We start from the raw sequence: 26,504 nt of genomic DNA, 5'->3' as shown, positions 1-26,504 counted from the left end.
GCTTCAGGCATCGAGCGAGGTGACGTGATGAGCATCTTCAGCCATTTCCAGCAACGCTACGAAATCACCCGCCAGGAAGAATACTCCCTGCAGGAGTACCTCGACCTGTGCAAGCAGGATCCCATGGCCTACGCCACCGCCTCCGAGCGCATGCTCAAGGCCATCGGCGAGCCGCAGCTGCTCGACACTTCCACCGACCCGCGGCTGTCGAGGATCTTCTCCAACAAGGTGATCCGCCGCTATCCGGCCTTTGCCGACTTCCACGGCATGGAAGACTGCATCGACCAGATCGTTTCCTACTTCCGTCACGCCGCCCAAGGCCTGGAAGAGAAGAAGCAGATCCTCTATCTGCTCGGCCCGGTCGGCGGCGGCAAGTCGTCGCTGGCGGAGAAGCTCAAGCACCTGATGGAGCACATCCCCTTCTACGCCATCAAGGGTTCGCCGGTGTTCGAGTCGCCGCTCGGCCTGTTCAACCCGGACGAGGACGGCGCCATCCTCGAGGAGGACTACGGCATCCCGCGCCGTTTCCTCACCTCGATCATGTCGCCCTGGGCGACCAAGCGCCTCAACGAGTTCGGCGGCGACATCAGCCAGTTCCGCGTGGTCAAGCTGTACCCGTCGATCCTCAACCAGATCGCCATCGCCAAGACCGAACCGGGCGACGAGAACAACCAGGACATCTCCGCGCTGGTGGGCAAGGTCGACATCCGCAAGCTGGAGGAATTCCCGCAGAACGACCCTGACGCCTACAGCTACTCCGGCGCCCTGTGCCGTGCCAACCAGGGCATCATGGAGTTCGTCGAGATGTTCAAGGCGCCGATCAAGGTGCTGCACCCGCTGCTGACCGCCACCCAGGAAGGCAACTACAACAGCACCGAGGGCCTGGGCGCGATTCCCTACAGCGGCATCCTGCTGGCCCACTCCAACGAGGCTGAGTGGCACAGCTTCCGCAACAACAAGAACAACGAGGCGTTCATCGACCGCATCTACATCGTCAAGGTGCCCTACTGCCTGCGCGTCGCCGACGAGATCCGCATCTACGACAAACTGCTGGTCAACAGCTCGCTGTCCCAGGCGCACTGCGCGCCGGACACCCTGAAGATGCTGGCGCAGTTCTCGGTGCTGAGCCGCCTGAAGGAGCCGGACAACTCCAACATCTACTCGAAGATGCGCGTCTACGACGGCGAGAACCTCAAGGACACCGATCCCAAGGCCAAGTCGATCCAGGAGTACCGCGACAATGCCGGCGTGGACGAGGGCATGACCGGTCTGTCCACCCGCTTCGCCTTCAAGATCCTCTCCAAGGTGTTCAACTTCGACCCGCACGAGGTGGCGGCCAACCCGGTGCACCTGCTCTACGTGCTGGAGCAGCAGATCGAGCAGGAACAATTCCCGGCGGAGACCCGCGAGCGCTATCTGCGCTACATCAAGGAGTACCTGGCGCCGCGCTACGTGGAGTTCATCGGCAAGGAGATCCAGACCGCCTATCTGGAGTCCTACAGCGAGTACGGCCAGAACATCTTCGACCGCTACGTGCTGTACGCCGACTTCTGGATCCAGGATCAGGAGTACCGCGACCCGGAAACCGGCGAGATCCTCAACCGTGGCGCCCTCAACGAGGAGCTGGAGAAGATCGAGAAGCCGGCGGGCATCAGCAACCCGAAGGACTTCCGCAACGAGATCGTCAACTTCGTACTGCGCGCCCGGGCCAACAACAACGGCAAGAACCCGTCGTGGCTGTCCTACGAGAAACTGCGCGCGGTGATCGAGAAGAAGATGTTCTCCAACACCGAGGACCTGTTGCCGGTCATCAGCTTCAATGCCAAGGGCAGCAAGGACGAGCAGCAGAAGCACAACGACTTCGTACGGCGCATGGTCGAGCGCGGCTACACCGAGAAACAGGTGCGCCTGCTCGCCGAATGGTATCTGCGCGTTCGCAAGTCGCAGTAGTAAGCTAGAGCAAGCCCTGGTCCGCAGCGGCGCCTTCGGGCGCCGCTGCGGTCTGCGCCAAGGCCTCCAGCCCCGCATGGGAGCACGCCATGAGTTACGTCATTGACCGGCGACTGAATGGAAAGAACAAGAGCACGGTAAACCGCCAGCGCTTCCTGCGGCGTTACCGCGACCACATCAAGAAGGCGGTGGAGGAAGCCGTCAGCCGGCGCTCCATCACCGACATGGAACACGGCGAGCAGATCAGCATCCCCTCGCGCGACATCGACGAACCGGTACTGCACCACGGCCGCGGCGGCCGGCAGACCATCATCCACCCGGGCAACAGGGAGTTCACCGCGGGCGAGCGCATTCCGCGCCCCTCCGGCGGCGGCGGTGGCGGCGCGGGCAGCGGCAAGGCCAGCAACTCCGGCGAAGGCATGGACGACTTCGTGTTCCAGATCACCCAGGAGGAGTTCCTCGACTTCATGTTCGAGGATCTGGCCCTGCCCAACCTGGTGAAGAAGCATCTCACCGGACTGGACAGCTTCAAGACGGTGCGCGCCGGCATCAGCAGCGAAGGCACCCCGGCCCGCCTGAACATCGTGCGCACCCTGCGCTCGGCGCACGCCCGGCGCATCGCCCTGTCCGGCTCCAGCCGCAGTCACCTGCGCGAGCTGAAGCTCGAGCTGGAACGCCTCAAGCGCGAGGAGCCGGACAACATCGGCGACATCCGCGCCGTGGAGGAAGAGATCGCCAAGGTGCGCGCGCGCATCGAGCGTCTACCATTCCTCGACACCTTCGACCTCAAGTACAACCTGCTGGTCAAGCAGCCCAACCCGACCTCCAAGGCGGTGATGTTCTGCCTGATGGACGTGTCCGGCTCGATGACCCAGGCCACCAAGGACATCGCCAAGCGGTTTTTCATCCTCCTCTACCTGTTCCTCAAGCGCAGCTACGAGAAGATCGAGGTGGTATTCATCCGCCACCATACCAGCGCCAAGGAGGTCGACGAGCAGGAGTTCTTCTACTCGCGGGAGACCGGCGGCACCATCGTCTCCAGCGCCCTGAAGATGATGCAGGAAGTGATGGCCGCGCGTTATCCGGCCCACGAATGGAACATCTACGCCGCCCAGGCCTCCGACGGCGACAACTGGAACGACGATTCGCCGGTGTGCCGCGACATCCTGATCCGCCAGATCATGCCGTTCGTGCAGTACTTCAGCTACGTGGAGATCACCCCGCGCGAGCACCAGGCGCTGTGGCACGAGTACGAGCAGGTCAGTGAAGCCTTCCCGGAAAGCTTCGCCCAACAGCAGATCGTTTCCGCCGCGGACATCTACCCGGTGTTCCGCGCCCTGTTCCAGAGGAGGATAGCCGCATGACTCCTCGCGCCAAGAAAGGTCAACCGCTGTCCACCACCTCGGAATGGAGTTTCGAGCTGATCCGCACCTACGACCGCGAGATCGCCCGCCTCGCCGAGCGCTACGCGCTGGACACCTATCCCAACCAGATCGAGGTGATCACCGCCGAGCAGATGATGGACGCCTATGCCTCGGTCGGCATGCCCATCGGCTATCACCACTGGTCCTACGGCAAGCACTTCCTCAGCACCGAGAAAGGCTACAAGCGCGGCCAGATGGGCCTGGCCTACGAGATCGTGATCAACTCCGATCCCTGCATCGCCTATCTCATGGAAGAGAACACCATGTGCATGCAGGCGCTGGTGGTGGCGCACGCCTGCTACGGGCACAACAGCTTCTTCAAGGGCAACTACCTGTTCCGCAGCTGGACCGACGCCAGCTCGATCGTCGACTACCTGGTGTTCGCCCGCCAGTACATCGACAAATGCGAGGAGCGCTACGGCATCGACGCGGTGGAGGACCTGCTCGACTCCTGCCACGCGCTGATGAACTACGGGGTCGACCGCTACAAGCGTCCCTACCCGATCTCCGCGGAAGAGGAGCGCCGCCGCCAGAAGGACCGCGAGGAGCAGCTGCAACGCCAGGTCAACGACCTGTGGCGGACCATCCCCAAGGGCGCAGGCAAGGAGCGCGCCGACGACGGCAAGCGCTTCCCGGCCGAGCCGCAGGAGAACATCCTCTACTTCATCGAGAAGCACGCGCCGCTGCTGGAGCCCTGGCAGCGCGAGGTGGTGCGCATCGTGCGCAAGATCGCCCAGTACTTCTATCCGCAGCGGCAGACCCAGGTGATGAACGAGGGCTGGGCCACCTTCTGGCACTACACCCTGCTCAACGACCTGTACGACGAAGGGCTGGTTACCGAGGGCTTCATGATGGAGTTCCTCCAGTACCACACCAGCGTGGTCTACCAGCCGCCGTTCGACAGCCCCTATTACAGCGGTATCAACCCCTACGCGCTGGGGTTTGCCATGTACCGCGACATCCGCCGTATCTGCGAGGAGCCGACCGATGAGGATCGCCGCTGGTTCCCAGACATCGCCGGCAGCGACTGGCTGGCCACCCTCAAGTTCGCCATGCAGAACTTCAAGGACGAGAGCTTCATCCAGCAATTCCTGTCGCCGCGGCTGATCCGCGAATTCCGCCTGTTCAGCATCCTCGACGACGACCAGCAGGACGAGCTGCTGGTCGACGCCATCCACGACGACAGCGGCTATCGCACCATCCGCGACCACCTGGCGGCGCAGTACAACCTCGGCAACCGCGAACCCAACGTGCAGATCTGGAATGTCGACCGCCGCGGCGACCGCTCGCTGACCCTGCGCCACTACCAGCATGAGCGCAAGCCACTGGGCAGCTCCACCGAGGACGTGCTGCGCCACCTGCACCGCCTGTGGGGCTTCGACGTGCATCTCGACAGCATGCAGGGCGAGCAACGGGTGGCCGCCCAGCACATGCCGCCACGCCGCGAGCGCGAAAGCGAGGGCAGCCACTTCGAGCTGATCGTCCGCCCGGTCTGAGACCGGGCGCGCACCGCGACGTGCCGCCGCCATCGCCCCGCACGTGGCGGCGCGCTATGCTCTGCGCCACCCGAGTTGCTGGCAGGACATCTCCCATGCAGATCTACAAGGTGGGCGGCGCCGTGCGCGACCGCCTGCTCGGCCGTACCGTCACGGAAACCGACTGGGTGGTGGTCGGCGCCCACCCCGAGGAACTGCTCGCCCAGGGCTTCCGGCCGGTCGGCGCCGACTTCCCGGTGTTCCTCCACCCCGAGAGCGGCGAGGAATACGCCCTGGCGCGCACCGAGCGCAAGAGCGGACGCGGCTATGGCGGCTTCACCTGCTACGCCAGCCCGGAGGTCACCCTCGAGGAGGACCTGATCCGCCGCGATCTGACCATCAATGCCATGGCCGAGGACGCCGACGGCCGGGTCATCGACCCCTACGGAGGCCAGGACGACCTCGCCCTGCGCCTGCTGCGCCACGTCTCGCCAGCCTTCGCCGAGGATCCGCTGCGCGTCCTGCGGGTCGCCCGCTTCGCCGCCCGCTACGCACCGCTGGGCTTCCGGGTCGCCGAGGAAACCCTGGCGCTGATGGCCGAGATCGCCGCTTCCGGCGAACTCGCCGCACTCACCGCCGAGCGGGTCTGGAAGGAAGTCGCCCGTGCACTGATGGAGCCGCGCCCGGAGGCGTTCGTGCAGGTGCTGCGCGACTGCGGGGCGCTGCGTCAGTTGCTGCCGGAGGTCGACGCGCTGTTCGGCGTGCCGCAGCCGGCCGTCCACCACCCGGAGATCGATACCGGCGAGCACGTGCTGCTGGTCCTGCGCCAGTGTGCCGAGCACGACCAGCCGCTCGCCGTACGCTGGGCCTGCCTGCTGCACGATCTGGGCAAGGGCGCCACCGCGCCCGAGGAGTGGCCACGGCATATCGCCCACGAGCATCGCGGCCTGCGCCTGATCGAGGCGGTCAACGCGCGCTGCAAGGCGCCGCGCGATTGCGCCGAACTCGCCCTGCTGGTCGGCGAATACCATACCCACTGCCACCGCGCTCGCGAGCTGCGCGCGCAGACGCTCGCCGAACTGTTCCAGCATTTCGACCTGTATCGCCGCCCGGAACGCTTCGAGCTTTTCCTCGCCGCCTGCGAGATGGACGCGCGCGGCCGCCTCGGCCTCGACCGCCAGCCCTATCCGCAGGGCGACTACCTCCGCGCCGCCGCCGCGGTGGCCCGCGCCGTGACGGTGCAGCCGCTGCTGGAGCAGGGCATCAAGGGGGCTGAGCTGGGTGAGGCGCTCAAGCGCGAGCGGCTGAACGCGCTCAAGGCCTTTCGCACCGAGCAGCGCGCCGACGCCGAGCAGCCTGAGTAGGCTGGCTGGCCCCCGCGGGCCCCTGCGTCGGTCATCTCGGGAGGAAACGACTGCCCCCCGGAGCGCAGCGCACGGAGCGGCAAAATCGCGGCGCGCAGTGCCTCGGCGGTGGTCGTCCCCTACCGCCTCAAGAAGACGGGGGCGGCGGGAAGGCGGCACGCAGCTCCGCCGGGGTCAGCTCCGCGCCGCGCCAGACGAAGGACACCGGCCACAGCTTCTGGCCGATGTTCGCCGCCTGCCAGAGGGCGGCGAAACTGCGTCCCTCGGCGGGATGGCGCAGCTCCGGGGCGAGCAGCGCCAGCGGCCAGAGCACGAAGGCGTTGCGCAGGATTTCCGCGCGCGGCAGCTGCAGGCCGTCGAACTCGCCGACCAGGTCGTCGTAGAGCAGCACGTCGATGTCCAGCGGCAGCCCCTTGCGGTCGGGGGCGTAACGGCCGTTGTCGGCTTCGATGGCCTTGAGGCGGCGATCCAGCTCGGCCAGCGGCAGGTCGGTCCGCGCCATCACCGTGAGGTTGTAGAACGGCCCGCTGCGGATACCCACCGGCTCGCTCTCGAACACCGGCGAACAGTGCAGTTCGCCGAGGAACTGCGCCAGCGCGTCGAGGCCGGCGGTCAGGTGCTGATGGCGGCGGACATTGCTGCCCAGGCCGAGAAACACGGTGGTCAGCGGCATCCGCGCTCGATCTCCACGCCGACGCCGCCGCGCGCCGCCGGCACCGCGCCGGGCTTGGTCAGGCGCAGGCGCAGCCAGGCAATGCCGAACTCGGCCATCAGCAGGGCGGCCAGGCGTTCGGCGAAGGTTTCCACCAGTTGGAAGGCGCTGGCGGCGGCGAAGGCCTGTACCCGCGCGCTGACCGCAGCGTAGTCGAGCGCCGCGCCCAGATCGTCGCCGGCCGCCGCGGCACGAATATCCCAGCCCAACTGCAGGTCCAGGGTCAGGCACTGGCGAATGCCGCGCTCCCAGTCGTACACACCGATCACGGTGTCGACCTCCAGGCCGTCGATGAAGACTATGTCCACGCTATCCTCTTTCGCGTCACGACAAGGTCGCGCCGCCTCGTTAGAATCGGGGCTTTCACGCCCCGGAATCGATCATGCCCTGGCTGCTGGCAATTCTTGCCTACCTGCTCGGCTCGCTGTCGTTCGCCGTGCTGCTCGGTCGCTGCTTCGGCACCGGCGACCCGCGTCTGGCCGGCTCGGGCAACCCCGGTGCCACCAACATGCTGCGCCTGGCCGGGCGCCGGGCCGCGGCCCTGACCCTGCTCGGCGACCTGCTCAAGGGCCTGCTGCCGGTACTGCTGGCCCGCCACCTCGAGCTGCCGCCGCAGCAGCAGGCCTGGGTCGGCCTGGCGGCCGTGATCGGCCACCTCTATCCGTTGTACTTCCGCTTCCGGGGCGGCAAGGGCGTGGCCACCGCCGCCGGACTGCTGCTCGGCCTGTACTGGCCGGCCGCCCTGCTCGCCCTGGGCGCCTGGCTGCTGACCTTCGCCCTGACCCGTATAAGCTCGCTCGCCGCGCTGATCGCCACCCCGCTGGTCCTGCCGCTGCTGGCCTGGCAGCAACCGGCCATCCTGCTGCCGATCACCCTACTCACCATCCTCATCGTCTGGCGCCATCGCCGCAACCTGCGCGATCTGTACGCCGGCCGCGAGCGGCAATTCTAATCCGTCCGGCCGCCAGCCAGGGCGCCGAAAGCGGCATCCGACCTACGCCATCCGACCCAGCGCCGGCAGGCTTTCCATCGACCAGCGCGGCTGCACGCCGATCGCCGGACCGTCGTGCTGGCCGGCCAGCAGGCGCTGGCAGCCGGCATAGGCGATCATCGCGCCGTTGTCGGTGCAGAAACGCGGCCGGGCATAGAACACCTGCCCCTTGAGCTCGCCGAGCATCTTCTCCAGCGCCGCGCGCAGGGCCTGGTTGGCGCTCACCCCGCCGGCGATCACCAGGCGCTTGAGGCCGGTCTGCTTGAGGGCGCGGCGGCACTTGATGGTCAGCGTCTCGACCACTGCCTGCTGGAAGGCCAGGGCGATGTCGGCACGCGCCTGCGCAAGATCGCCGCCCTCGCGCTCGCACTGCTTCCAGGTGTTGAGGGCGAAGGTCTTCAGACCGCTGAAGCTGAACTCCAGGCCCGGCCGGTCGGTCATCGGCCGCGGGAAGACGAAGTGCCCCGGCGTGCCGTGTTCGGCCAGGCGGGCGATTTCCGGACCGCCCGGATAGCCCAGGCCGATCAGCTTGGCGGTCTTGTCGAAGGCCTCGCCGGCGGCGTCGTCCAGCGACTCGCCGAGCAGCTGGTACTGGCCGATGCCGTCGACGCGCACCAGCTGGGTATGCCCGCCGGACACCAGGAGAGCGACGAACGGGAACTGCGGCGGCGTCTCCTCGAGCATCGGCGCCAGCAGGTGGCCTTCCATGTGGTGCACGCCGACCGCCGGCACATCCCAGGCCAGGGCCAGCGCCTGGGCGCAGGAGGCTCCGACCAGCAGGGCGCCGACCAGGCCGGGACCGGCGGTATAGGCGACGGCGTCGATATCGGCGAAACTGCACCCCGCCTCGTCCAGTACCTGGCGGATCAGCGGCAGCATGCGTTTCACGTGGTCACGCGAGGCCAGTTCCGGCACCACGCCGCCATAGACCCGGTGCAGGTCGATCTGGCTGAACAGTGCATCGCCCAGCAGGCCGCGATCGCTGTCGTACAGCGCCACGCCGGTTTCGTCGCAGGATGTTTCCAGGCCCAGCACTCGCATTGGGAAGTCGCCCCGTCTTGCCGTGTCATTCGATAAACCGCGCATGATAAGCGGCCGCAGGGCCGGACACCAAGCCTTGGCCGTCCGCGACAGACTGCCGGCGGGCAGCTTTTGCCGCCCGGGGGCTTGGCATCCCGCCTGTCAAGAGTTAATATCCGCAACCCTTGAAAACCGGTGCCTCCCGAGCCTTTTGCAGGATTGCACCATTCATACTCGGTAATCAGTGAAGGTACGACCTGGATGCCCGCCGTCAAAGTTAAAGAGAACGAACCCTTCGACGTAGCCCTGCGTCGTTTCAAGCGCTCCTGCGAAAAAGCCGGTGTTCTGGCTGAAGTGCGTAGCCGCGAGTTCTACGAAAAGCCCACCGCCGAGCGCAAGCGCAAGGCCGCGGCTGCCGTGAAGCGCCACGCCAAGAAAGTGCAGCGCGAACAGCGTCGCCGCGAGCGCCTGTACTGAGTTAACCCTCAGACAGTAGCGTCTTGCATGAACACCCGGCTCCGGCCGGGTGTTTGCTTTGCAGCACCCCACTCCGCCTTGCCCGCGCAAGCGCCGGAGTTTTTGCATTTTCCGTCGCCGCCTGGCGCTTCGCGCACACGGTGGCCATGCTGAACAGCATGCACGCGAGCAGCCCATGGCCGGCCTGATTCCCCAGCGCTTCATCGACGACCTGCTGAACCGCACCGACATCGTCGAGGTGGTCGGTGCGCGCGTGCAGCTGAAGAAGACCGGCAAGAACTACAGCGCCTGCTGCCCGTTCCACCAGGAAAAGACCCCCTCGTTCACCGTCAGCCCGGACAAGCAGTTCTACTACTGCTTCGGCTGCGGCGCCGGCGGCAATGCGCTCGGCTTCGTCATGGACCACGACCACCTGGACTTCCCCCAGGCGGTCGAGGAGCTGGCCAAGCGCGCCGGCCTCGAGGTACCGCGCGAGGACAGCCGCCCCGGCCAGCGCCCGCGCCAGCCGGTGGACTCACCGCTCTACCCGCTGCTCACCGCCGCCGCCGACTACTACCGGCAGGCGCTGAAAGGCCACCCGGCGCGCCAGGCCGCGGTCGACTACCTCAAGGGACGCGGCCTGTCCGGAGTGATCGCCCGCGACTTCGGCCTCGGCTTCGCCCCGCCCGGCTGGGACAACCTGATGAAGCACCTGGGCGGCGACAGCCTGCAGCAGAAGGCGCTGATCGACGCAGGGCTCCTGATCGAGAACGCCGAGACCGGCAAGCGCTACGACCGCTTCCGCGACCGGGTGATGTTCCCGATCCGCGACAGCCGCGGCCGGGTGATCGCCTTCGGCGGCCGGGTACTCGGCGACGACAAGCCCAAGTACCTCAACTCGCCGGAAACCCCGGTATTCCACAAGGGCCAGGAGCTCTATGGCCTCTACGAGGCCCGGCAGAACAACCGCGACCTCGACGAGGTCATGGTGGTCGAGGGCTACATGGACGTCATCGCCCTCGCCCAGCAGGGTCTGCGCAACGCCGTGGCCACCCTCGGCACGGCGACCAGCGAGGAGCACATCAAGCGCCTGTTCCGCCTGGTGCCGAACATCCTGTTCTGCTTCGACGGTGATCAGGCCGGCCGCAATGCCGCCTGGCGGGCGCTGGAGTCCTGCCTGCCGAGCCTGCAGGATGGCCGTCGCGTGCGCTTCCTGTTCCTTCCCGAAGGCGAGGACCCGGACAGCCTGGTGCGCCGGGAGGGCGCCGATGCCTTCCGCGCACGCCTCGCCCAGCAGGCCGAGCCGCTGGCCGAGTACTTCTTCCGTCACCTGATGGAGGAGGCCGACCCGAGCACCCTGGAGGGCAAGGCGCACCTGGCCACCCTGGCCGCGCCGCTGCTGGACAAGGTGCCCGGCGCCAACCTGCGCGCACTGATGCGCCAGCGCCTGGGCGAGATCACCGGCCTGAGCGGCGAGGCCCTCAGCCAGCCGTCGGCCGGCCCCGCCGGCGACGTGCCGCCGGCAGACTTCGCAGCGTCTTATTCGGACAGTCTCGACTATGCGCCGCCGGGCGGCTACGACGAGCGCCCGGCCGGCAAGAGCCGCAAACCCTGGCAGGACGGCGAGTCCTGGAAAGGCCGCAAGAGCGGCCAGCGCCGCGAGCTGCCGGCCGTCATGCCACCGCGTGGAGGCGCCGGCGTCGAGTCGCCGACCCTCAGCGCCCTGCGTGCCCTGCTGCACCATCCGCAGCTGGCGCAGAAGGTCGAGGACGCCGGCCATTTCGCCGCCGAGGACGACACCTGGACCCAGCTGCTGGTGGCACTGCTGGAATCGCTGCAGAAGCAGCCGCAGCAGAACTCGCTGCAACTGATCGCCCGCTGGCATGGCACGGAACAAGGACGCCTCCTCCGCGGTCTAGCGGAGAAGGAATGGTTGATCAGTCAGGACAACCTTGAACAACAGTTTTTCGACACTATAACTACCTTGGCAGACCGCCAGCGTGAGCGCAGCCTCGAAGGCCTGCTGCGCAAAGCGCGGCACAGCGAACTCAGCGCGGAGGAAAAGCTCCGCCTGCGAGAGCTCCTGAGCCGGAACGAAGCCAGCGCTTCCCCCGGCCCATCTGGTGCGTGAAGCACCGGCTCGGCTATAATGGCCAGCTTCTCTTCAGCCCGCCAAGACCTTCAGTGGATAGGGTGAACATGTCCGTCAAAGCGCAACAGCAGTCCCGTCTCAAAGAGTTGATCGCCCGTGGCCGTGAGCAGGGTTACCTGACTTACGCGGAGGTCAACGACCACCTGCCGGAGGATATTTCCGATCCGGAACAGGTGGAAGACATCATCCGCATGATCAACGACATGGGGATCAACGTATTCGAGACAGCCCCGGATGCGGACGCCCTGCTGCTCGCCGAAGCGGACACCGACGAAGCCGCCGCCGAAGAGGCCGCCGCTGCCCTGGCCGCGGTGGAAAGCGACATCGGCCGCACCACCGACCCGGTGCGCATGTACATGCGCGAGATGGGCACCGTGGAGCTGCTCACCCGCGAAGGCGAGATCGAGATCGCCAAGCGCATCGAGGAAGGCATCCGCGAGGTGATGGGCGCCATCTCCCTGTTCCCGGGCTCGGTGGACAGCATCCTCGGCGAATACCAGCGCGTGGTCAGCGAAGGCGGCCGCCTGTCCGACATCCTCAGCGGCTACATCGACCCCGACGACGGCACCCTGCCGGCGGAAAGCGACGTCGAACTGCCGACCGCCAGCGCCAAGGCGGCCCCCGCCGACGACGACGAGGAAGAGGACGAGGAAGGCAAGTCCGACAGCAGCGACGAGGAAGGCGACGGCGGTCCGGATCCGGAAGAAGCCGCCCGCCGCTTCGGCGCCGTGGCCGAGCAGCTGGAAAAGACCAAGCAGGCTCTGCAACAGTTCGGCCGCGACAGCGCACAGGCCAATGCCGCGCTGGACACCCTGGCCGAGCTGTTCATGCCGATCAAGCTGGTGCCCAAGCAGTTCGACGCCCTGGTCGGCATGGTCCGCGACTCCCTCGACCGCGTGCGCGGCCAGGAACGCGCCATCATGCAGCTGTGCGTGCGCGATGCGCGCATGCCGCGCGCCGACTTCCTCAAGCTATTCCCCGGCAGCGAGATCGACCTCGCCTGGGCCGAGGCCCTGGCCGCCGGCAAGGCCAAGTACGCCGAAGCCATCGCCCGCCTGCAGGACGACATCAAGCGCAACCAGCAGGTGCTGATCGACCTGGAGCAGGCAGTCGGCCTGAACATCGCCGAGATCAAGGAGATCAACCGGCGCATGTCGATCGGCGAGGCCAAGGCCCGCCGCGCCAAGAAGGAGATGGTCGAGGCCAACCTGCGCCTGGTGATCTCCATCGCCAAGAAGTACACCAACCGCGGCCTGCAGTTCCTCGACCTGATCCAGGAAGGCAACATCGGCCTGATGAAGGCGGTGGACAAGTTCGAATACCGCCGCGGCTACAAGTTCTCGACCTACGCCACCTGGTGGATCCGCCAGGCGATCACCCGCTCGATCGCCGACCAGGCGCGCACCATCCGCATCCCGGTGCACATGATCGAGACCATCAACAAGCTCAACCGCATCTCCCGGCAGATGCTCCAGGAGATGGGCCGCGAGCCGACTCCGGAAGAGCTGGGCGAGCGCATGGAGATGCCCGAGGACAAGATCCGCAAGGTGCTGAAGATCGCCAAGGAGCCGATCTCCATGGAGACGCCGATCGGCGACGACGAGGATTCGCACCTGGGCGACTTCATCGAGGACTCCACCATGCAGTCGCCGATCGAGGTGGCCACCGTGGAAAGCCTCAAGGAAGCCACCCGCGAAGTGCTCGCCGGACTCACCGCGCGCGAGGCCAAGGTGCTGCGCATGCGCTTCGGCATCGACATGAACACCGACCACACCCTCGAAGAGGTCGGCAAGCAGTTCGACGTGACCCGCGAGCGTATCCGCCAGATCGAGGCCAAGGCGCTGCGCAAGCTGCGCCACCCGACCCGCAGCGAGCATCTGCGCTCCTTCCTCGACGAATAAGCGCCGCACAAGACCCGAAACCCCGGCACCGCAAGGTCCCGGGGTTTTTTCTTGGGCGCCGCGGCGGACCTGCTTCTACACTGCAGGAACGACCGCGCACTCGAGGGACCGTCATGTCGCGCCTGCCGGCAATGCCCGCGCTCCATCTGGCATTGCTCCCCCTCTCCAGCCACGCCGCCCTTCCGGGATGGGACGGGCAGAGTTGGCCAGTCCTGGCATTCCAGGGCCTGCTGCTCCTGGCCAGCCTGCTGTTGCTCGGCCTGCTGGTACACGGCAATCTGCGCCGGGGCCGCCAGCGCCAACAGATCGCCGGCCTGGAGCAACAGCTCGATCACTATCGCAGCCAGCTGGATAACTACCCGCTGGTCGCCTGGGAAATGCATACGGGCGACTTGCGCCTGACCCACGTCTCCTCGCGCGCCCGCACCCTGCTCGGCTATCCCACCGCCGCCTGGCTGGAAGCCGACTTCCTCAGCCGTACGCTCTACCCCGAGGATGCCGCCGCCGCCCTCGCCTTCTTCCGCGCCCAGGCCGAGGGCGCCCCCAGCCGCCACGAATTCCGCCTGATCGCCGCCGACGGCCGGCCGCTGTGGGTGCTCGCCATCCTGCAGCGCCAGGCGAGCGGCGCCGACGCCCTGTGCCACGGCTTGTTCCTCGACATCGGCCGCACCCACCACGCCGAGCAGGCCCTGCGCCTGTCCGAGCAGAAGTTCGGCACCGTGTTCCAGCACAGTCCGGACGTCATGCTGCTGCTCGCCCGCGACAGCGGACGCATCCTCACCGTCAACCGCACCTTCGAGCAGACCACCGGCCTCGCCGCCGAGGCAGTCTGCGAACATACCCCCGACGAACTCGGCCTTTGGCGCAATCCGCAGCAGGGCCAGCAGCTGCTGCGCGAACTGCGCGAGCGCGACCTGCACAACGTCGAGACCTGCCTGCGCCGCCACGATGGCGGCGAGCTCACCGCCCTGCTCTCGGCGCGGCGCATCGAGCTCGACGACCAGCCGGCTGCCATCCTGGTGCTGCGCGATCTCTCCGCGCTGCGCCAGACCCAGCGCCAGCTGCACGTCAGCGAGGAGAAGTTCGCCAAAGTGTTCTACGCCTCGCCCGATGCCCTGGCGATCACCCGCCTGCGCGACGACCGGCTGCTGGAGGTCAACCCGGGCTTCACCCAGCTCACCGGCTACAGCGCCCACGAAGCGATCAACAACAGCAGCCTCGAGCGCACCCTGTGGGTCGACCCCGCCGACCGCCAGCGCCTGTTGCGCACCCTGGAGCGCGAGGGCAGCGTGCAGCACCTGCCGGTCCCCCTGCGCACCTGCCACGGCCAGCAGCGCCTCTGCGAGATCAGCGCCCAGCTGCTGCAGATCGAGGGCGAGGACTGCCTGCTGACCATCGCCCGCGACGTCACCGAGCGCATGCAGATGCAGGAGCGCCTGCAACAGGCCGCCACGGTGTTCGAAAACACCGCCGAGGGCGTGATGATCACCGACCTCGAGCAACGCATCGTCGCCATCAACCGCGCCTTCAGCGCGATCACCGGCTACAGCGAGGGCGAGGCCATCGGCCATACCCCGCAGCTGCTCGCCTCCGAGGAACAGGGCAGCGACCTGGCCGCCGATATCCGTACCAGTCTGGAGCGCGACGGCCACTGGCAGGGCGAGATGTGGAGCCAGCGCAAGAACGGCGAAACCTATCCCGCCTGGATGACCATCAGCGCGGTGCGCAACGGCGGCAACCGCATCTCCCACCACGTGGCGGTGTTCGCCGACATTTCCACCCTCAAGCACGTGCAGGCACGCCTCGACTATCAGGCCCACCACGACCCGCTGACCGGCCTGCCCAACCGCCTGCTGTTCGAGAGCCGCCTGCAACAGGCCCTCGAGCAGGCTGCGGCGGAGCAGCGTCAGGGCGCCGTGCTGTTCCTCGACCTCGACCGCTTCAAGCACATCAACGACAGCCTCGGCCATCCGGTCGGCGACCTGCTCCTGCAGGGCATCGCCAAGCGCCTGCGCGAGCAGTTGCGCGAGGCCGACACGGTGGCGCGCCTGGGCGGCGACGAGTTCATCGTGCTGATGCCCAGCGTGGCGCAGATCTGCGACGTCGAGCGGGTCGCCGACAAGCTGATGGGCGCTTTCGGCCCGCCGTTCAATGCCGGCGGCCACGAGTTCTTCATGAGTTCGAGCATCGGCATCAGCCTGTTCCCCGAGCACGGCGACGACGTCGCCACCCTGGTCAAGAACGCCGACGCCGCCATGTACCGGGCCAAGGCGCGCGGGCGCAACCGCATCGAGTTCTACACCCCCGATCTCAGCTCGCAGGCCAGCGAGCGCATCACCCTGGGCAACGACCTGCGCCGCGCCATCGAGCGCGGCGAGCTGCGCGCCTACTACCAGCCCAAGCTGAGCCTCGCGGACGGTCGCCTGGTCGGTGCCGAGGCGCTGCTGCGCTGGCATCACCCGCAGCTGGGCGCGGTATCGCCGGAGCGCTTCATCACCATCGCCGAGGAGAACGGCAGCATCCTCGAACTGGGCGACTGGATCCTCCAGGAAGCCTGCCGGCAGATGCACCAATGGCAGAAGCGCTACCCGCCGTTCGGTCCGCTGGCGGTCAACCTGGCCGGCGCGCAGCTGCGCCAGCCGCAACTGGTCGGGCGGATCAGCGAACTGCTGGCCGATGCGGGCCTGGCACCCGCCAGCCTGCAGCTGGAAATCACCGAAACCTTCGTGATGAGTCAGAAGGAAGAGGCCCTGCCGATCCTCCAGGCGCTCAAGGAGCTCGGGCTGCAGCTGGCGATCGACGACTTCGGCACCGGTTACTCGTCGCTGAGCTACCTCAAGCGCCTGCCCATCGACATCCTGAAGATCGACCAGTCGTTCGTCGCCGGCCTGCCGGACGACCCCAACGACGCCGCCATCACCCGCGCGATCATCGCCCTCGGCCACAGCATGCAGCTGACGGTGATCGCCGAGGGCGTGGAGACGACAGCGCAGCAGCGCTTCCTCGCCCACGAGGGGTGCCAGCAGTTCCAGGGCTTCCTGGTCGGCCAGCCGATGCCCGCGGCGCAGTTCGCCGCGCGCTTCCTGGAGACCGCCCCGGCCCTTGGCGCCAGCGCATCGGCATCGCTATAATCGCCGCGCCTCGTCGCCGCGCCTGCGCGCGCAGCACGGGTATTCTGGAGAGGACGCCAGCCGGCCTCGCCGAATGCACTGGCCGGAGACATTCCCGCGGGCTTCCCGCACCCTCCAGCCGGCACGCGGGCCTATAGCTCAGTTGGTCAGAGCAGGCGACTCATAATCGCTTGGTCGCAGGTTCAAGTCCTGCTGGGCCCACCACTTCCCTTCTTCGCCGCTCTGGCGGGTTGCGCACAGCGGCCGCGAGGCATGCGATGCCCGATTTTCTCCTCCATCTCTCCTACTGGGACTGGCTGGCCTTCGGCACCCTGCTGCTGATTCTCGAGGTCTTCGGCGCCGGCGGTTACCTGCTGTGGACCGGGGTGGCCGCGGCCTGCGTCGGAATTCTCGCTTTCCTCATTCCCGGCCTGCCCTGGACCCTGCAGTACCTGCTGTTCGGCGTGCTGTCTATCCTCACTGCAGTGCTCTGGTGGCGCCGCCAGCGCGCCGCCGGCAAGCCCGGCGACCAGCCGGGCCTCAACCGGCGCGGCAGCGAGCTGCTCGGCCGCCAGTTCGTCCTCCACGAGGCGATCGTCGAAGGCCGCGGCAAGATCCGCGTCGGCGACAGCGTCTGGCTGGTCAGCGGGCCGGCGCTGCCGGCCGGCAGCCAGGTACGGGTGGTCGGCCAGGCGGGCGTGGTGCTGCAGGTCGAGTCGGCCTGAGCATTCGCACCCTACTCCGTCCCCGCTGACGACGGGAACTCCGGCACGACGGGAACAGTCTGAACCGCTCAGCCATCCCTGTTCGCTCCGGAGTTGATCATGCGTTGTACCCTGCTGTTTGCATCCCTTGTCGTCCTGCCCGTCGCCAGTGCCATGGCCGACCATCGCGGACACTCCGACGAGCATGTCGACTGGGGGCAAATCGCCACTTCCGCGGGAATCTCCGCCTCGCTGTACTCGACCTTCAAGGACGACAAGATCGTGGTCGCCGCCCAGGACGATGCGTCCAGCTTCATCGCCAGCGGCGGCGCCATCCGCGGCGCCTACCTGGAGGCCGCCCTGCAGCAGATCCGCCAGCAGCGCCCCGACCTGCAGGCCAGCGACGAGCAACTGGCCGGGGCCATCCTCGCCGACAACGCGGACGCCGCGGTGCGCTGAAACTCCGCCACCCGCCCACGAAAAAGCCGCCCGCAGGCGGCTTTTTCGTGTCTGCGTCAGACGCACCGGCTTACTCGGCGTAGGCCTCCACCGGCACGCAGGAGCAGAACAGGTGGCGGTCGCCGTAGACGTTGTCGACCCGATTGACCGCCGGCCAGTACTTGAACGCCCGGGTGTGCGCGCTGGGGGTCACCGCCTCGGCGATGCTGTACGGGCGGCGCCACTCGCCGGTGACGTCGGCCAGGGTATGCGGCGCATGCTTGAGCGGGTTGTCCTCCGCCGGCCACTCCCCGGACTCGACGCGGGCGATCTCGGCGCGGATGCCGAGCATGGCCTCGACGAAACGGTCCAGCTCGGCCTTCGACTCGCTCTCGGTTGGCTCGATCATCAGCGTGCCGGGCACCGGGAAGGACATGGTCGGCGCATGGAAGCCGTAGTCCATCAGACGCTTGGCGACGTCCTCCTCGCCGATCCCGGTAGCCGCCTTGAGCGGGCGCAGATCGATGATGCACTCGTGGGCCACCCGGCCGTTGCGTCCGCTGTAGAGCACCGGGTAGGCCTCGCCCAGGCGCGCCGCCAGGTAGTTGGCGTTGAGGATCGCCACCTCGGTGGCCTCCTGCAGCTGCGGGCCCATCAGGGCGATGTACATCCAGCTGATCGGCAGGATGCTGGCGCTGCCCCAGGGCGCGGCGCTGACCGCGCCGTTGCCGGGCAGAGGGCCGTCCAGCTCGACCACCGGGTGGTTGGCCAGGAAGGGCGCCAGATGCGCCTTGACGCCGATCGGCCCCATGCCGGGTCCGCCACCGCCGTGCGGGATGCAGAAGGTCTTGTGCAGGTTCATGTGCGAGACGTCGGCGCCGATGTCGGCCGGCCGGCTCAGGCCGACCTGGGCGTTGAGGTTGGCGCCGTCCATGTACACCTGGCCGCCCTGGGCATGCACCAGCTCGCAGATCTCGCGGATGCCCTCCTCGAATACGCCGTGGGTCGAGGGGTAGGTGATCATCAGGCAGGACAAGCGGTCGCCAGCCGCCGCGGCTTTGGCCTTGAGGTCGTCGAGGTCGACGTTGCCGCTCTTGTCGCAGGCCACCAGCACCACCTGCAGGCCGGCCATGCTGGCGGTGGCCGGGTTGGTGCCGTGCGCCGAGACCGGGATCAGGCAGAGGTCGCGCTGCGTCTCGCCGCGGCTCTTGTGGTACTGCTGGATCGCCAGCAGGCCGGCGTACTCGCCCTGGGCGCCGGAGTTGGGCTGCATGCTGATGGCGTCGAAGCCGGTGATGGCGCACAGCCAGCGCTCCAGCTCGCTGATCATCAGGCCGTAGCCGCGCGCCTGCTCGCGCGGCACGAAGGGGTGCAGGCTGGCGAACTCGGGCCAGCTGACCGGCTGCATCTCGCTGGTGGCGTTGAGCTTCATGGTGCAGGAGCCGAGCGGGATCATCGCCTGATTGAGCGCCAGGTCCTTGCCCTCCAGCTGGCGCAGGTAGCGCAGCATCTCGGTCTCGCTGTGGTGGCTGTTGAACACCGGATGGGCGAGGAATGCCGAGCTGCGCGCCAGCGCGGCGGGAATCCCGCCGGGCAGGCCGGCGTCGTCGGCCAGCGCGGCCAGGTCGATGCCGTGGTCGGCGCCGAGGAAGATGTGCAGCAGCTGGGCGACGGTGTCCAGGGTGCTGGTCTCGTCGAGGCTGAGGCCGACCTGGCCGTGGCCGAGGATGCGCAGGTTGACCTGCGCGGCGTGGGCGCTCTCCAGGATCGCCTGCTGGGTGCCGCCGACCTCGAGGGTCAGGGTGTCGAAGAACTGGCGGTTGAGGCGCACGATGCCCTTCTGCTCGAGCACCTGGGCGAGCATCGCGGTGAGCCGCTGCACCCGCCCGGCGATGCGCTTAAGGCCCGCCGGGCCGTGGTAGACGGCGTAGAAGCCGGCCATGTTGGCCAGCAGCGCCTGCGCGGTGCAGATGTTGGAGTTGGCCTTCTCGCGGCGGATGTGCTGCTCGCGGGTCTGCAGGGCCATGCGCAGGGCGACGTTGCCGCGCGCGTCCTTCGACACGCCGATGATCCGCCCGGGCATGGCGCGCTTGAACTCGTCGCGGCAGGCGAAGAAGGCGGCGTGCGGGCCGCCGTAGCCCATCGGCACGCCGAAGCGCTGGGCGCTGCCCAGGGCGATGTCGGCGCCCAGCTCGCCGGGCGGGGTGAGCAGCACCAGGGCGAGCAGGTCGCAGGCCACGCAGGCCAGCGCCTGCTGGGCATGCAGCTGCTCGATCAGCGGCCGCAGGTCGCGGATCTCGCCGTGGGTGTCGGGGTACTGCAGCAGCGCGCCGAACACTTGGTGCTGACCCAGGTTGTCCGGGCTGTCGATCACCAGCTCGAAACCGAAGCCGCTCGCGCGGGTCTGCAGCACGGAGATGGTCTGCGGATGGCAGCCGGCGTCGACGAAGAAGCGGTTGCTGGCGCTCTTCGCCACCCGGCGGGCCATGGCCATCGCCTCGGCGGCGGCGGTGGCCTCGTCGAGCAGCGAAGCGCCGGCCAGTTCCAGGCCGGTGAGGTCGCTGGTCAGCTGCTGGAAGTTGAGCAGCGCTTCCAGGCGGCCCTGGGAGATTTCCGGCTGGTAGGGGGTGTAGGCGGTGTACCAGCCGGGGTTCTCCAGCACGTTGCGCTGGATCACCGGCGGGGTGTGGGTGCCGTAGTAGCCCATGCCGATCAGGCTGGTCCAGCACTGGTTCTGCTCGGCATAGCCGCGCAGGCGGGCCAGCGCGGCCTGCTCGTCGAGCGCCGGCGGCAGCGCCAGCGGGCCGGCCAGGCGGATCGCCGGCGGCACGGTCTGGGCGATCAGTTCGGCGCGCTCGGCAACGCCGAGGGCGGCGAGCATGGCGCGCTGCTCGGCGGCGTCGGGACCGATGTGGCGATGAAGGAAGGCTTCTGGCTGCAGCAGGTCGCTGGGACGGGACATGACACGAACTCCGGTACGGGGGTCCGGCCACCGCGGCAGCCGGAGCGGGGAAAGCGCGGAGCTGGCGACCCGCCGGCAGCGGTCCGGGCCACCAGCGACAGGAGGATCAGGCGTCGCAGCTGGCCTGGTAGGCGGCGGCGTCGAGCAGCTGGTCGAGATCGGCGGCGCTGGCCGGCTTGAGCTTGAAGAACCAGGCACCGTACGGATCGCTGTTGACGCTCTCCGGCGCATCGGCCAGCGCCTCGTTGACCGCGATCACCTCGCCGGCCAGCGGCGCGTAGATGTCCGAGGCGGCCTTCACCGACTCCACCACACCGGCCGCCTCACTGGCACCCAGCGACTTGCCGACTTCCGGCAGCTCGACGAAGACCACGTCGCCCAGAGCTTCCTGGGCATGGTCGGTGATGCCCACGGTGACGCTGCCGTCGGCTTCGAGACGAGCCCATTCGTGGCTGGAGGCGTAACGCAGTTCGGCGGGTACATTGCTCATGATTGTAATCCTTGGAAGAAGTGAGGCGCGGCGCGCCGGCAATGTTGCAGCTCTATCGGGACCAGCGGCCGCCGCTCAGATGAGCGGCTTGCCGTGGCGGACGAAATTCGGTTTCACCACGCGGACCGGGTACCACTTGCCGCGGATCTCCACCTCGGCGCGCTCGCCGGTGCCGGCCGGCACCCGGGCGAGGGCGATGGACTTGCCGAGGGTCGGCGAGAAGCTGCCGCTGGTGATCTCGCCGTCGCCGATGCCGGCCACGCGCACCACCTGGTGGGCGCGCAGTACGCCACGCTCCTCCAGCACCAGGCCGACCAGCTTGGTTTCCGCGCCGCCGGCGGCGCGCTGCGCCTCGAGGGCGTTGCGGCCGATGAAGTCGCGGTCGGCCGGCTCCCAGGCCACCGTCCAGGCGAGGTTGGCGGCCTGCGGCGTCACCCCCTCGTCCATGTCCTGGCCGTAGAGATTGAGCCCGGCTTCCAGGCGCAGGGTGTCGCGGGCACCGAGACCGGCCGGGGCGATGCCCGCGCCGACCAGCTCGTTGAACAGGCCCGGCGCCTCGCCGGCCGGCAGGATGATCTCCAGACCGTCCTCGCCAGTGTAGCCAGTGCGGGCGATGAACCACTCGCCCAGCGCCAGGCCGTGGAACGGCTTGAGTTCGCGCACCACGGCGGCGCGCTCCGGGCTGAGCAGCTCGGTGCAGCGCTCGAGGGCGTGCGGGCCCTGCACGGCGAGCATGGCCAGTTCGGGGCGCTCGCGCAGCTCGACGCTGAAGCCTTCGGCCTGCGCCTGCAGCCAGGCGAGGTCCTTGGCGCGGGTGGCGGCGTTGACCACCAGGCGGTAACCCTCGACGCAGCGGTAGACGATCAGATCGTCGACGACGCCGCCCACGGGGTTGAGCATGACGCTGTACAGTGCCTTGCCGACCCTGTCGAGACGCATCACGTCGTTGGCCAGCAGACGGCGCAGATACTCCCCGGCCTGCACGCCGACGACGTCGACCACGGTCATGTGCGAGACATCGAAAACCCCGCAGTCGTTGCGCACCTGATGGTGCTCCTCGACTTGCGAACCGTAGTGCAGCGGCATATCCCAGCCGCCGAAATCGACCATCTTGGCGCCAAGCGCCACGTGCAGATCATAGAGGGGCGTACGCTGTCCCATGGGATCTCCTTGCGGGCGTCGAATGGCGCGCATTGTAGCCCCCTGGGGGGAAACTGACACGTTCACACGTCAGACGTAATGTTGCCGCCACTCAGCCGTAACGACGCGCCGAGCGGCGGATCAGGCCGATCACCGGCAGCAGGCCGACCAGCACCAGGGTCAGCGCCGGCAAGGCCGCACGCGCCCACTCGCCCTCGCTGGTCATCTCGAACACCCGCACCGACAGGGTGTCCCAGCCGAACGGGCGCATCAGCAGGGTCGCCGGCATCTCCTTGAGCACGTCGACGAATACCAGCAGCGCCGCGCTCAGGGTGCCCGGCACCAGGAGCGGCAGGTAGACCCGGCGGAACAGCGTCACGCCGCCGACGCCGAGGCTGCGCGAGGCCTCCGGCAGCGACGGACGGATGCGCGCCAGGCTGCTTTCCAGCGGCCCGTGGGCCACCGCCATGAAGCGGATCAGGTAGGCCAGCAGCAGCGCGCCCAGGCTGCCCAAGAGCAGCGGCTTGCCGGCGCCGCCCAGGCTGGCGGACAGCGGAATCACCAGATGATTGTCCAGGTAGCTGAAGGCCAGCATGATCGACACCGCCAGCACCGAGCCGGGCAGCGCGTAGCCGAGGTTGGCCAGGCCGACCAGCGCCTGCATGCGCCGGGTCGGCGCCAGGCGGCGGGCGAAGGCCAGCAGCATGGCCAGCGCCACGGTGATCAGCGCCGCCAGCGCGCCCAGGTAGAGGGTGTGCAGGATCAGGCCGACGTAACGCTCGTCGAGGTCGAAGCGGCCGCGCTGCCAGAACCAGGCCAGCAGCTGCAGCACGGGGACGACGAAGGCGCAGAGGAACACCAGGCCGCACCAGGCGCAGGCCGCCAGTGCCCGGCCGCCCCGCAGCTGATACAGGGCGGCGGTGCGCGCCCGCTCGTTACCGGGACGGCTGGCGCCGCGGGCGCGGCGCTCGCCGTAGAGCAGCAGCATCACCGCCAGCAGCAGCAGGCTGGCCAGCTGGGTGGCGCCGGACAGGCTGTAGAAGCCGTACCAGGTCTTGTAGATGGCGGTGGTGAAGGTGTCGAAGTTGAACACCGCCACCGCGCCGAAATCGGCGAGGGTTTCCATCAGCGCCAGCGCCACGCCGGCGCCGATGGCCGGCCGCGCGACCGGCAGGGCCACCTTCCAGAACGCCTGCCAGGGCGACAGGCCGAGCACCCGCGCCGCCTCCATCAGCCCCCGTCCCTGGGCGAGGAAGGCCGTGCGCGCCAGCAGGTAGACGTAGGGATAGAAGACCAGCACCAGCACCAGGATCACCCCGCCGGTGGAGCGCACCCGCGGCAGGCGCAGGCCGCTGCCGAACCACTCGCGCAGCAGGCTCTGCACCGGCCCGGAGAAGTCCAGCAGGCCGACGAAGACGAACGCCAGCACGTAGGCGGGAATGGCGAACGGCAGCATCAGCGCCCAGTCCAGCCACTTGCGGCCGGGGAACTCGCACAGCGCGGTGAGCCAGGCCAGGCTGACGCCGAGCAGGCTCACGCCGACGCCGACGCCGAGCACCAGGGTCAGGGTGTTGCCGAGCAGGCGCGACATCTGGGTGTCCCACAGGTGACGCCAGATCTCGCCGTCAACCTCGCTCCAGCTGAGCAGCAGGACGCTCAGCGGCAACAGGACCAGGGCAGCGATGGTGGCGGCGAGGGGATACCAGCGGCGTTGGGCGGAATGGGCCACGCAGACTCCTTGGCTGACAAAACACGGGTACGCCAGCCAATGCAAATCTCATGCACACGCGTCCCGGCCAAACGAAAACGCCCCGGCTGGGCACCGGGGCGTCGAGTTTACCAAAGGCGGACGGCTATCAGTTCCAGCCGGCGCGATCCATCAGGCGGATCGCCTCCGCCTGGCGCTTGCCGGCCACTTCCACCGGAATGGTGTCGGCCTTGAAGCTGCCCCAGGCGGCGACTTCCTTGGACGGCGCCACCTGCGGATTGGCCGGATATTCCTGGTTGATCTCGGCGAACAGGCCCTGGGCCTCCGGCGTGGTCATCCACTCCACCAGCTTCTTGGCCGCCTCCGCGTGCGGGGCGTGCTTGGTCAGGCCGACGCCGGACAGGTTGACGTGCACGCCGCGGTCGGCCTGGTTCGGCCAGAACAGCTTGGCCCTGAGCCCCGGGTTCTCCTGGTGCAGGCGACCGTAGTAGTAGGTGTTGACGATGCCGACGTCGCACTGCCCGGCATCCACCGCGAGGATCACCGCGTTGTCGTCGGCGAACGGATCGGTGGCCAGGTTGTTGACCCAGCCCTTGACGATCGCCTCGGTCTTCTCGGCGCCGTGGGCCTCGAGCAGGGTGGCGGTCAGCGACTGGTTGTAGACCTTCTTGCTGCTGCGCAGGCACAGGCGGGCTTCCCAGTTCGGCTCGGCCAGCGCCTCGTAGGTGGACAGCTCTTCCGGCTTGACCCGGTCGGTCGAGTAGACGATGGTCCGCGCGCGCAGCGACAGACCGGTCCAGGCGTGGCTGCTGGAACGGTACTGCGGCGGGATGTTGGCGTCGATCACCTTCGACTCGATGGGCTGCAGGATACCCATCTGCTCGGCCTGCCAGAGGTTGCCGGCGTCCACGGTGATCAGCAGGTCGGCCACGCCGTTCTCGCCCTCGGCCTTGATGCGCTGCATCAGCGGCGCTTCCTTGTCGGTGATGAACTTGACCTGGACCCCGGTCTTGGCGGTATAGCGGTCGAACACCGGCTTGATCAGCTCGTCGATGCGCGACGAGTAGACCACGACCTCGTCGGCGGCCTGCACGGTACCGGCCAGGGTAGTCAGCGCCAGCGCTGCCAGAATCTTCTTGTCTGCCTGCATGGAACACGCCTCGTAGTGGGTTGCCCGGCAAATGATAGTTACTCCCATTTGCCTTAACAACCGGGAAGCCGTCTCAGCCGGGCATTTCTTGTCCCACGTCAAGCGCGTCGAGGCGCGCCAGCGCCGGCAAATCGCCGGACAGCCCGAGCGCCTGGCGCACGAACAGCCCCTTGGCTTCGTGATGGCCATCCATCAGGCGCAGGCCGGCGTTGCGCAGCCAGCGCAGCGGCAGCGCGTCGGCCTGGAACAGCCGCTCGAAGCCTTCCATCGCCGCCATCATCGCCAGGTTGTGCGGCATGCGCCGGCGCTCGAAACGACCCAGCACGCGCACGTCGGCCAGGTTCTCGCCGCGCGCGTGGGCGTGCAGCAGCTCCTCGGCGAGGGTGGCGGCGTCGAGGAAGCCGAGGTTGACCCCCTGGCCGGCCAGCGGATGGATCACGTGGGCGGCGTCGCCGATCAGCGCCAGGCCCGGCTCGACGTAGCGCTTGGCATGCCGCTGGCGCAGCGGCAGGCACAGGCGCGGATCGACCTCCAGCACCGCGCCCAGGCGCTGCTCGAAGGCGCGTCCCAGCGCGCTGGCGAAGGCCGCATCGTCCAGCGCCATCAGCCGCTCGGCCTCGCCCGGGGTGCACGACCAGACGATCGAACACCAGTGGCGGTCGCCGTTGCGGTCGAGCGGCAGGAAGGCCAGCGGGCCGTCGTCGGTGAAACGCTGCCAGGCGGTCGCCTGGTGGGGTTTCTCGCACCGCACGCTGGTGACGATCGCCTGGTGCAGGTAATCCCACTCGCGGGTGGCGCAGCCGGTCAGGCGGCGCACCGCCGAGTTGGCGCCGTCGGCGGCGACCAGCAGCGGCGTACGCAGCTCGCGGCCGTCGGCCAGCTGCAGCAGCCAGCCGCTGCCCGAGCGGCGCAGCTGTTCGAGGCGTGCGTGGGCCAGCAGCTCGACGCCGCTGCCCTGCAGCCGCTCGAGCAGGGCGTCCTGCACCACGCGGTTCTCGACGATGTGGCCGAGCACCGCGGCGTGCACGCTGGCCGCGGAGAAGTGGATCTGCCCGGTGCCGGAGCCGTCCCACACCTGCATCGCCGTATAGGGGGTGGCGCGACGGGCGAGCACGCCGTCCCAGGCGCCGAGGCGGTTCAAGATACGCCGGCTGGCTTCGGACAGCGCGCTGACCCGCGCCTCGAAGGGCGCGGCGGGATCGAATGGCGTCGGGACGAGCGCGCCGCCGTCCACCAGCAGGATGCGCAGGCCGCTGCCTGCAAGGGCCAGCGCCAGGCTGCTGCCGACCATGCCGGCGCCGACGATGATCAGGTCTGCGTGCATCTTTGCTCCTCGCGCCCCGCGCGGAAACGGCGG

Annotated in this window: 20 protein-coding genes and 1 tRNA gene; 12 read left to right on the top strand and 9 right to left on the bottom strand. The window is 68.2% G+C overall.

The window, feature by feature from the left end; all coding sequences use genetic code 11:
• Positions 1 to 27 precede the first annotated feature (27 nt).
• The 4 genes from LMJ29_RS07680 (at position 28) to LMJ29_RS07665 (ending at position 6,213) form a co-directional block, all read left to right on the top strand.
• The gene (locus LMJ29_RS07680; RefSeq protein WP_229604926.1) at positions 28 to 1,950 is read left to right on the top strand and encodes a PrkA family serine protein kinase; all 1,923 of its coding nucleotides are present in this window, start codon (positions 28 to 30) and stop codon (positions 1,948 to 1,950) included.
• 89 nt (positions 1,951 to 2,039) lie between these two features.
• Positions 2,040 to 3,314, top strand: coding sequence for a YeaH/YhbH family protein (locus tag LMJ29_RS07675; protein WP_229604925.1), 1,275 nt, complete (start codon positions 2,040 to 2,042; stop codon positions 3,312 to 3,314).
• Positions 3,311 to 4,870 (top strand): SpoVR family protein, encoded by a 1,560-nt coding sequence (locus tag LMJ29_RS07670; protein ID WP_229604924.1) that lies wholly within the window; start codon positions 3,311 to 3,313, stop codon positions 4,868 to 4,870. The genes LMJ29_RS07675 and LMJ29_RS07670 overlap by 4 nt, the downstream gene beginning before the upstream one ends.
• A 95-nt stretch (positions 4,871 to 4,965) precedes the next feature.
• Entirely contained in the window at positions 4,966 to 6,213 is a 1,248-nt protein-coding gene (locus LMJ29_RS07665) for a multifunctional CCA addition/repair protein (RefSeq protein WP_229604923.1), read from the top strand.
• Positions 6,214 to 6,340: 127 nt separating this feature from the next.
• Here LMJ29_RS07665 and folK read toward each other — a convergent pair whose 3' ends face one another.
• On the bottom strand, positions 6,341 to 6,886 hold the full coding sequence (gene folK / locus LMJ29_RS07660) for a 2-amino-4-hydroxy-6-hydroxymethyldihydropteridine diphosphokinase (RefSeq protein WP_229604922.1): 546 nt from the start codon (positions 6,884 to 6,886) through the stop codon (positions 6,341 to 6,343).
• Positions 6,877 to 7,233, bottom strand: coding sequence for a dihydroneopterin aldolase (gene folB, locus LMJ29_RS07655; protein ID WP_229604921.1), 357 nt, complete (start codon positions 7,231 to 7,233; stop codon positions 6,877 to 6,879). The genes folK and folB overlap by 10 nt, the downstream gene beginning before the upstream one ends.
• Before the next feature lie 74 nt (positions 7,234 to 7,307).
• On the opposite strand from folB, the gene plsY reads away from it, so the two are divergent.
• Positions 7,308 to 7,877, top strand: a complete 570-nt coding sequence (plsY, locus tag LMJ29_RS07650) for a glycerol-3-phosphate 1-O-acyltransferase PlsY (protein ID WP_229604920.1) — start codon at positions 7,308 to 7,310, stop codon at positions 7,875 to 7,877.
• A 42-nt stretch (positions 7,878 to 7,919) separates the two neighbouring features.
• Here plsY and tsaD read toward each other — a convergent pair whose 3' ends face one another.
• Complete coding sequence (gene tsaD, locus LMJ29_RS07645) at positions 7,920 to 8,957, bottom strand: tRNA (adenosine(37)-N6)-threonylcarbamoyltransferase complex transferase subunit TsaD (protein WP_229604919.1); 1,038 nt, start codon at positions 8,955 to 8,957, stop codon at positions 7,920 to 7,922.
• 240 nt (positions 8,958 to 9,197) lie between these two features.
• Between tsaD and rpsU the strand changes: the two genes are divergently transcribed.
• The 7 genes from rpsU (at position 9,198) to LMJ29_RS07610 (ending at position 17,718) form a co-directional block, all read left to right on the top strand.
• On the top strand, positions 9,198 to 9,413 hold the full coding sequence (gene rpsU / locus LMJ29_RS07640; RefSeq protein ID WP_003085057.1) for a 30S ribosomal protein S21: 216 nt from the start codon (positions 9,198 to 9,200) through the stop codon (positions 9,411 to 9,413).
• 175 nt (positions 9,414 to 9,588) lie between these two features.
• Positions 9,589 to 11,523: a DNA primase gene (gene dnaG / locus LMJ29_RS07635; protein ID WP_229604918.1), complete on the top strand. Its 1,935-nt coding sequence runs from the start codon at positions 9,589 to 9,591 to the stop codon at positions 11,521 to 11,523.
• 68 nt (positions 11,524 to 11,591) lie between these two features.
• The gene (gene rpoD, locus LMJ29_RS07630) at positions 11,592 to 13,445 is read left to right on the top strand and encodes an RNA polymerase sigma factor RpoD (protein WP_229604917.1); all 1,854 of its coding nucleotides are present in this window, start codon (positions 11,592 to 11,594) and stop codon (positions 13,443 to 13,445) included.
• 113 nt (positions 13,446 to 13,558) lie between these two features.
• Complete coding sequence (locus tag LMJ29_RS07625; protein ID WP_229604916.1) at positions 13,559 to 16,576, top strand: bifunctional diguanylate cyclase/phosphodiesterase; 3,018 nt, start codon at positions 13,559 to 13,561, stop codon at positions 16,574 to 16,576.
• Positions 16,577 to 16,703: 127 nt separating this feature from the next.
• Positions 16,704 to 16,780, top strand: a tRNA-Ile gene (locus tag LMJ29_RS07620).
• A 53-nt stretch (positions 16,781 to 16,833) separates the two neighbouring features.
• Positions 16,834 to 17,280, top strand: a complete 447-nt coding sequence (locus LMJ29_RS07615; protein ID WP_229604915.1) for an NfeD family protein — start codon at positions 16,834 to 16,836, stop codon at positions 17,278 to 17,280.
• Between the two features lie 99 nt (positions 17,281 to 17,379).
• Positions 17,380 to 17,718, top strand: coding sequence for a DUF2388 domain-containing protein (locus tag LMJ29_RS07610; RefSeq protein ID WP_229604914.1), 339 nt, complete (start codon positions 17,380 to 17,382; stop codon positions 17,716 to 17,718).
• A gap of 70 nt (positions 17,719 to 17,788) precedes the next feature.
• Here LMJ29_RS07610 and gcvP read toward each other — a convergent pair whose 3' ends face one another.
• The 6 genes from gcvP to LMJ29_RS07580 form a co-directional block, all read right to left on the bottom strand.
• On the bottom strand, positions 17,789 to 20,659 hold the full coding sequence (gene gcvP, locus LMJ29_RS07605; protein ID WP_229604913.1) for an aminomethyl-transferring glycine dehydrogenase: 2,871 nt from the start codon (positions 20,657 to 20,659) through the stop codon (positions 17,789 to 17,791).
• A 106-nt stretch (positions 20,660 to 20,765) separates the two neighbouring features.
• Positions 20,766 to 21,149, bottom strand: coding sequence for a glycine cleavage system protein GcvH (gcvH, locus tag LMJ29_RS07600; protein ID WP_229604912.1), 384 nt, complete (start codon positions 21,147 to 21,149; stop codon positions 20,766 to 20,768).
• Positions 21,150 to 21,224: 75 nt separating this feature from the next.
• Positions 21,225 to 22,310: a glycine cleavage system aminomethyltransferase GcvT gene (gcvT, locus tag LMJ29_RS07595; RefSeq protein WP_229604911.1), complete on the bottom strand. Its 1,086-nt coding sequence runs from the start codon at positions 22,308 to 22,310 to the stop codon at positions 21,225 to 21,227.
• 91 nt (positions 22,311 to 22,401) lie between these two features.
• A complete protein-coding gene (locus LMJ29_RS07590; RefSeq protein ID WP_229604910.1) occupies positions 22,402 to 24,018 on the bottom strand; it encodes an ABC transporter permease in 1,617 nt (538 codons plus the stop codon).
• A 127-nt stretch (positions 24,019 to 24,145) separates the two neighbouring features.
• Positions 24,146 to 25,147 carry an extracellular solute-binding protein gene (locus LMJ29_RS07585; protein WP_229604909.1) on the bottom strand — a complete coding sequence of 334 codons (1,002 nt, stop codon included), beginning with the start codon at positions 25,145 to 25,147 and terminating at the stop codon, positions 24,146 to 24,148.
• 73 nt (positions 25,148 to 25,220) lie between these two features.
• Positions 25,221 to 26,471 carry a 2-octaprenyl-3-methyl-6-methoxy-1,4-benzoquinol hydroxylase gene (locus LMJ29_RS07580; RefSeq protein ID WP_229604908.1) on the bottom strand — a complete coding sequence of 417 codons (1,251 nt, stop codon included), beginning with the start codon at positions 26,469 to 26,471 and terminating at the stop codon, positions 25,221 to 25,223.
• Between the last annotated feature and the right edge of the window lie 33 nt (positions 26,472 to 26,504).

The sequence above is a fragment of the Pseudomonas oryzagri genome, assembly GCF_020831405.1.
In the GTDB taxonomy this organism is placed as follows: domain Bacteria; phylum Pseudomonadota; class Gammaproteobacteria; order Pseudomonadales; family Pseudomonadaceae; genus Geopseudomonas; species Geopseudomonas oryzagri.
This window is presented reverse-complemented; position numbering and strand designations above follow the sequence as displayed.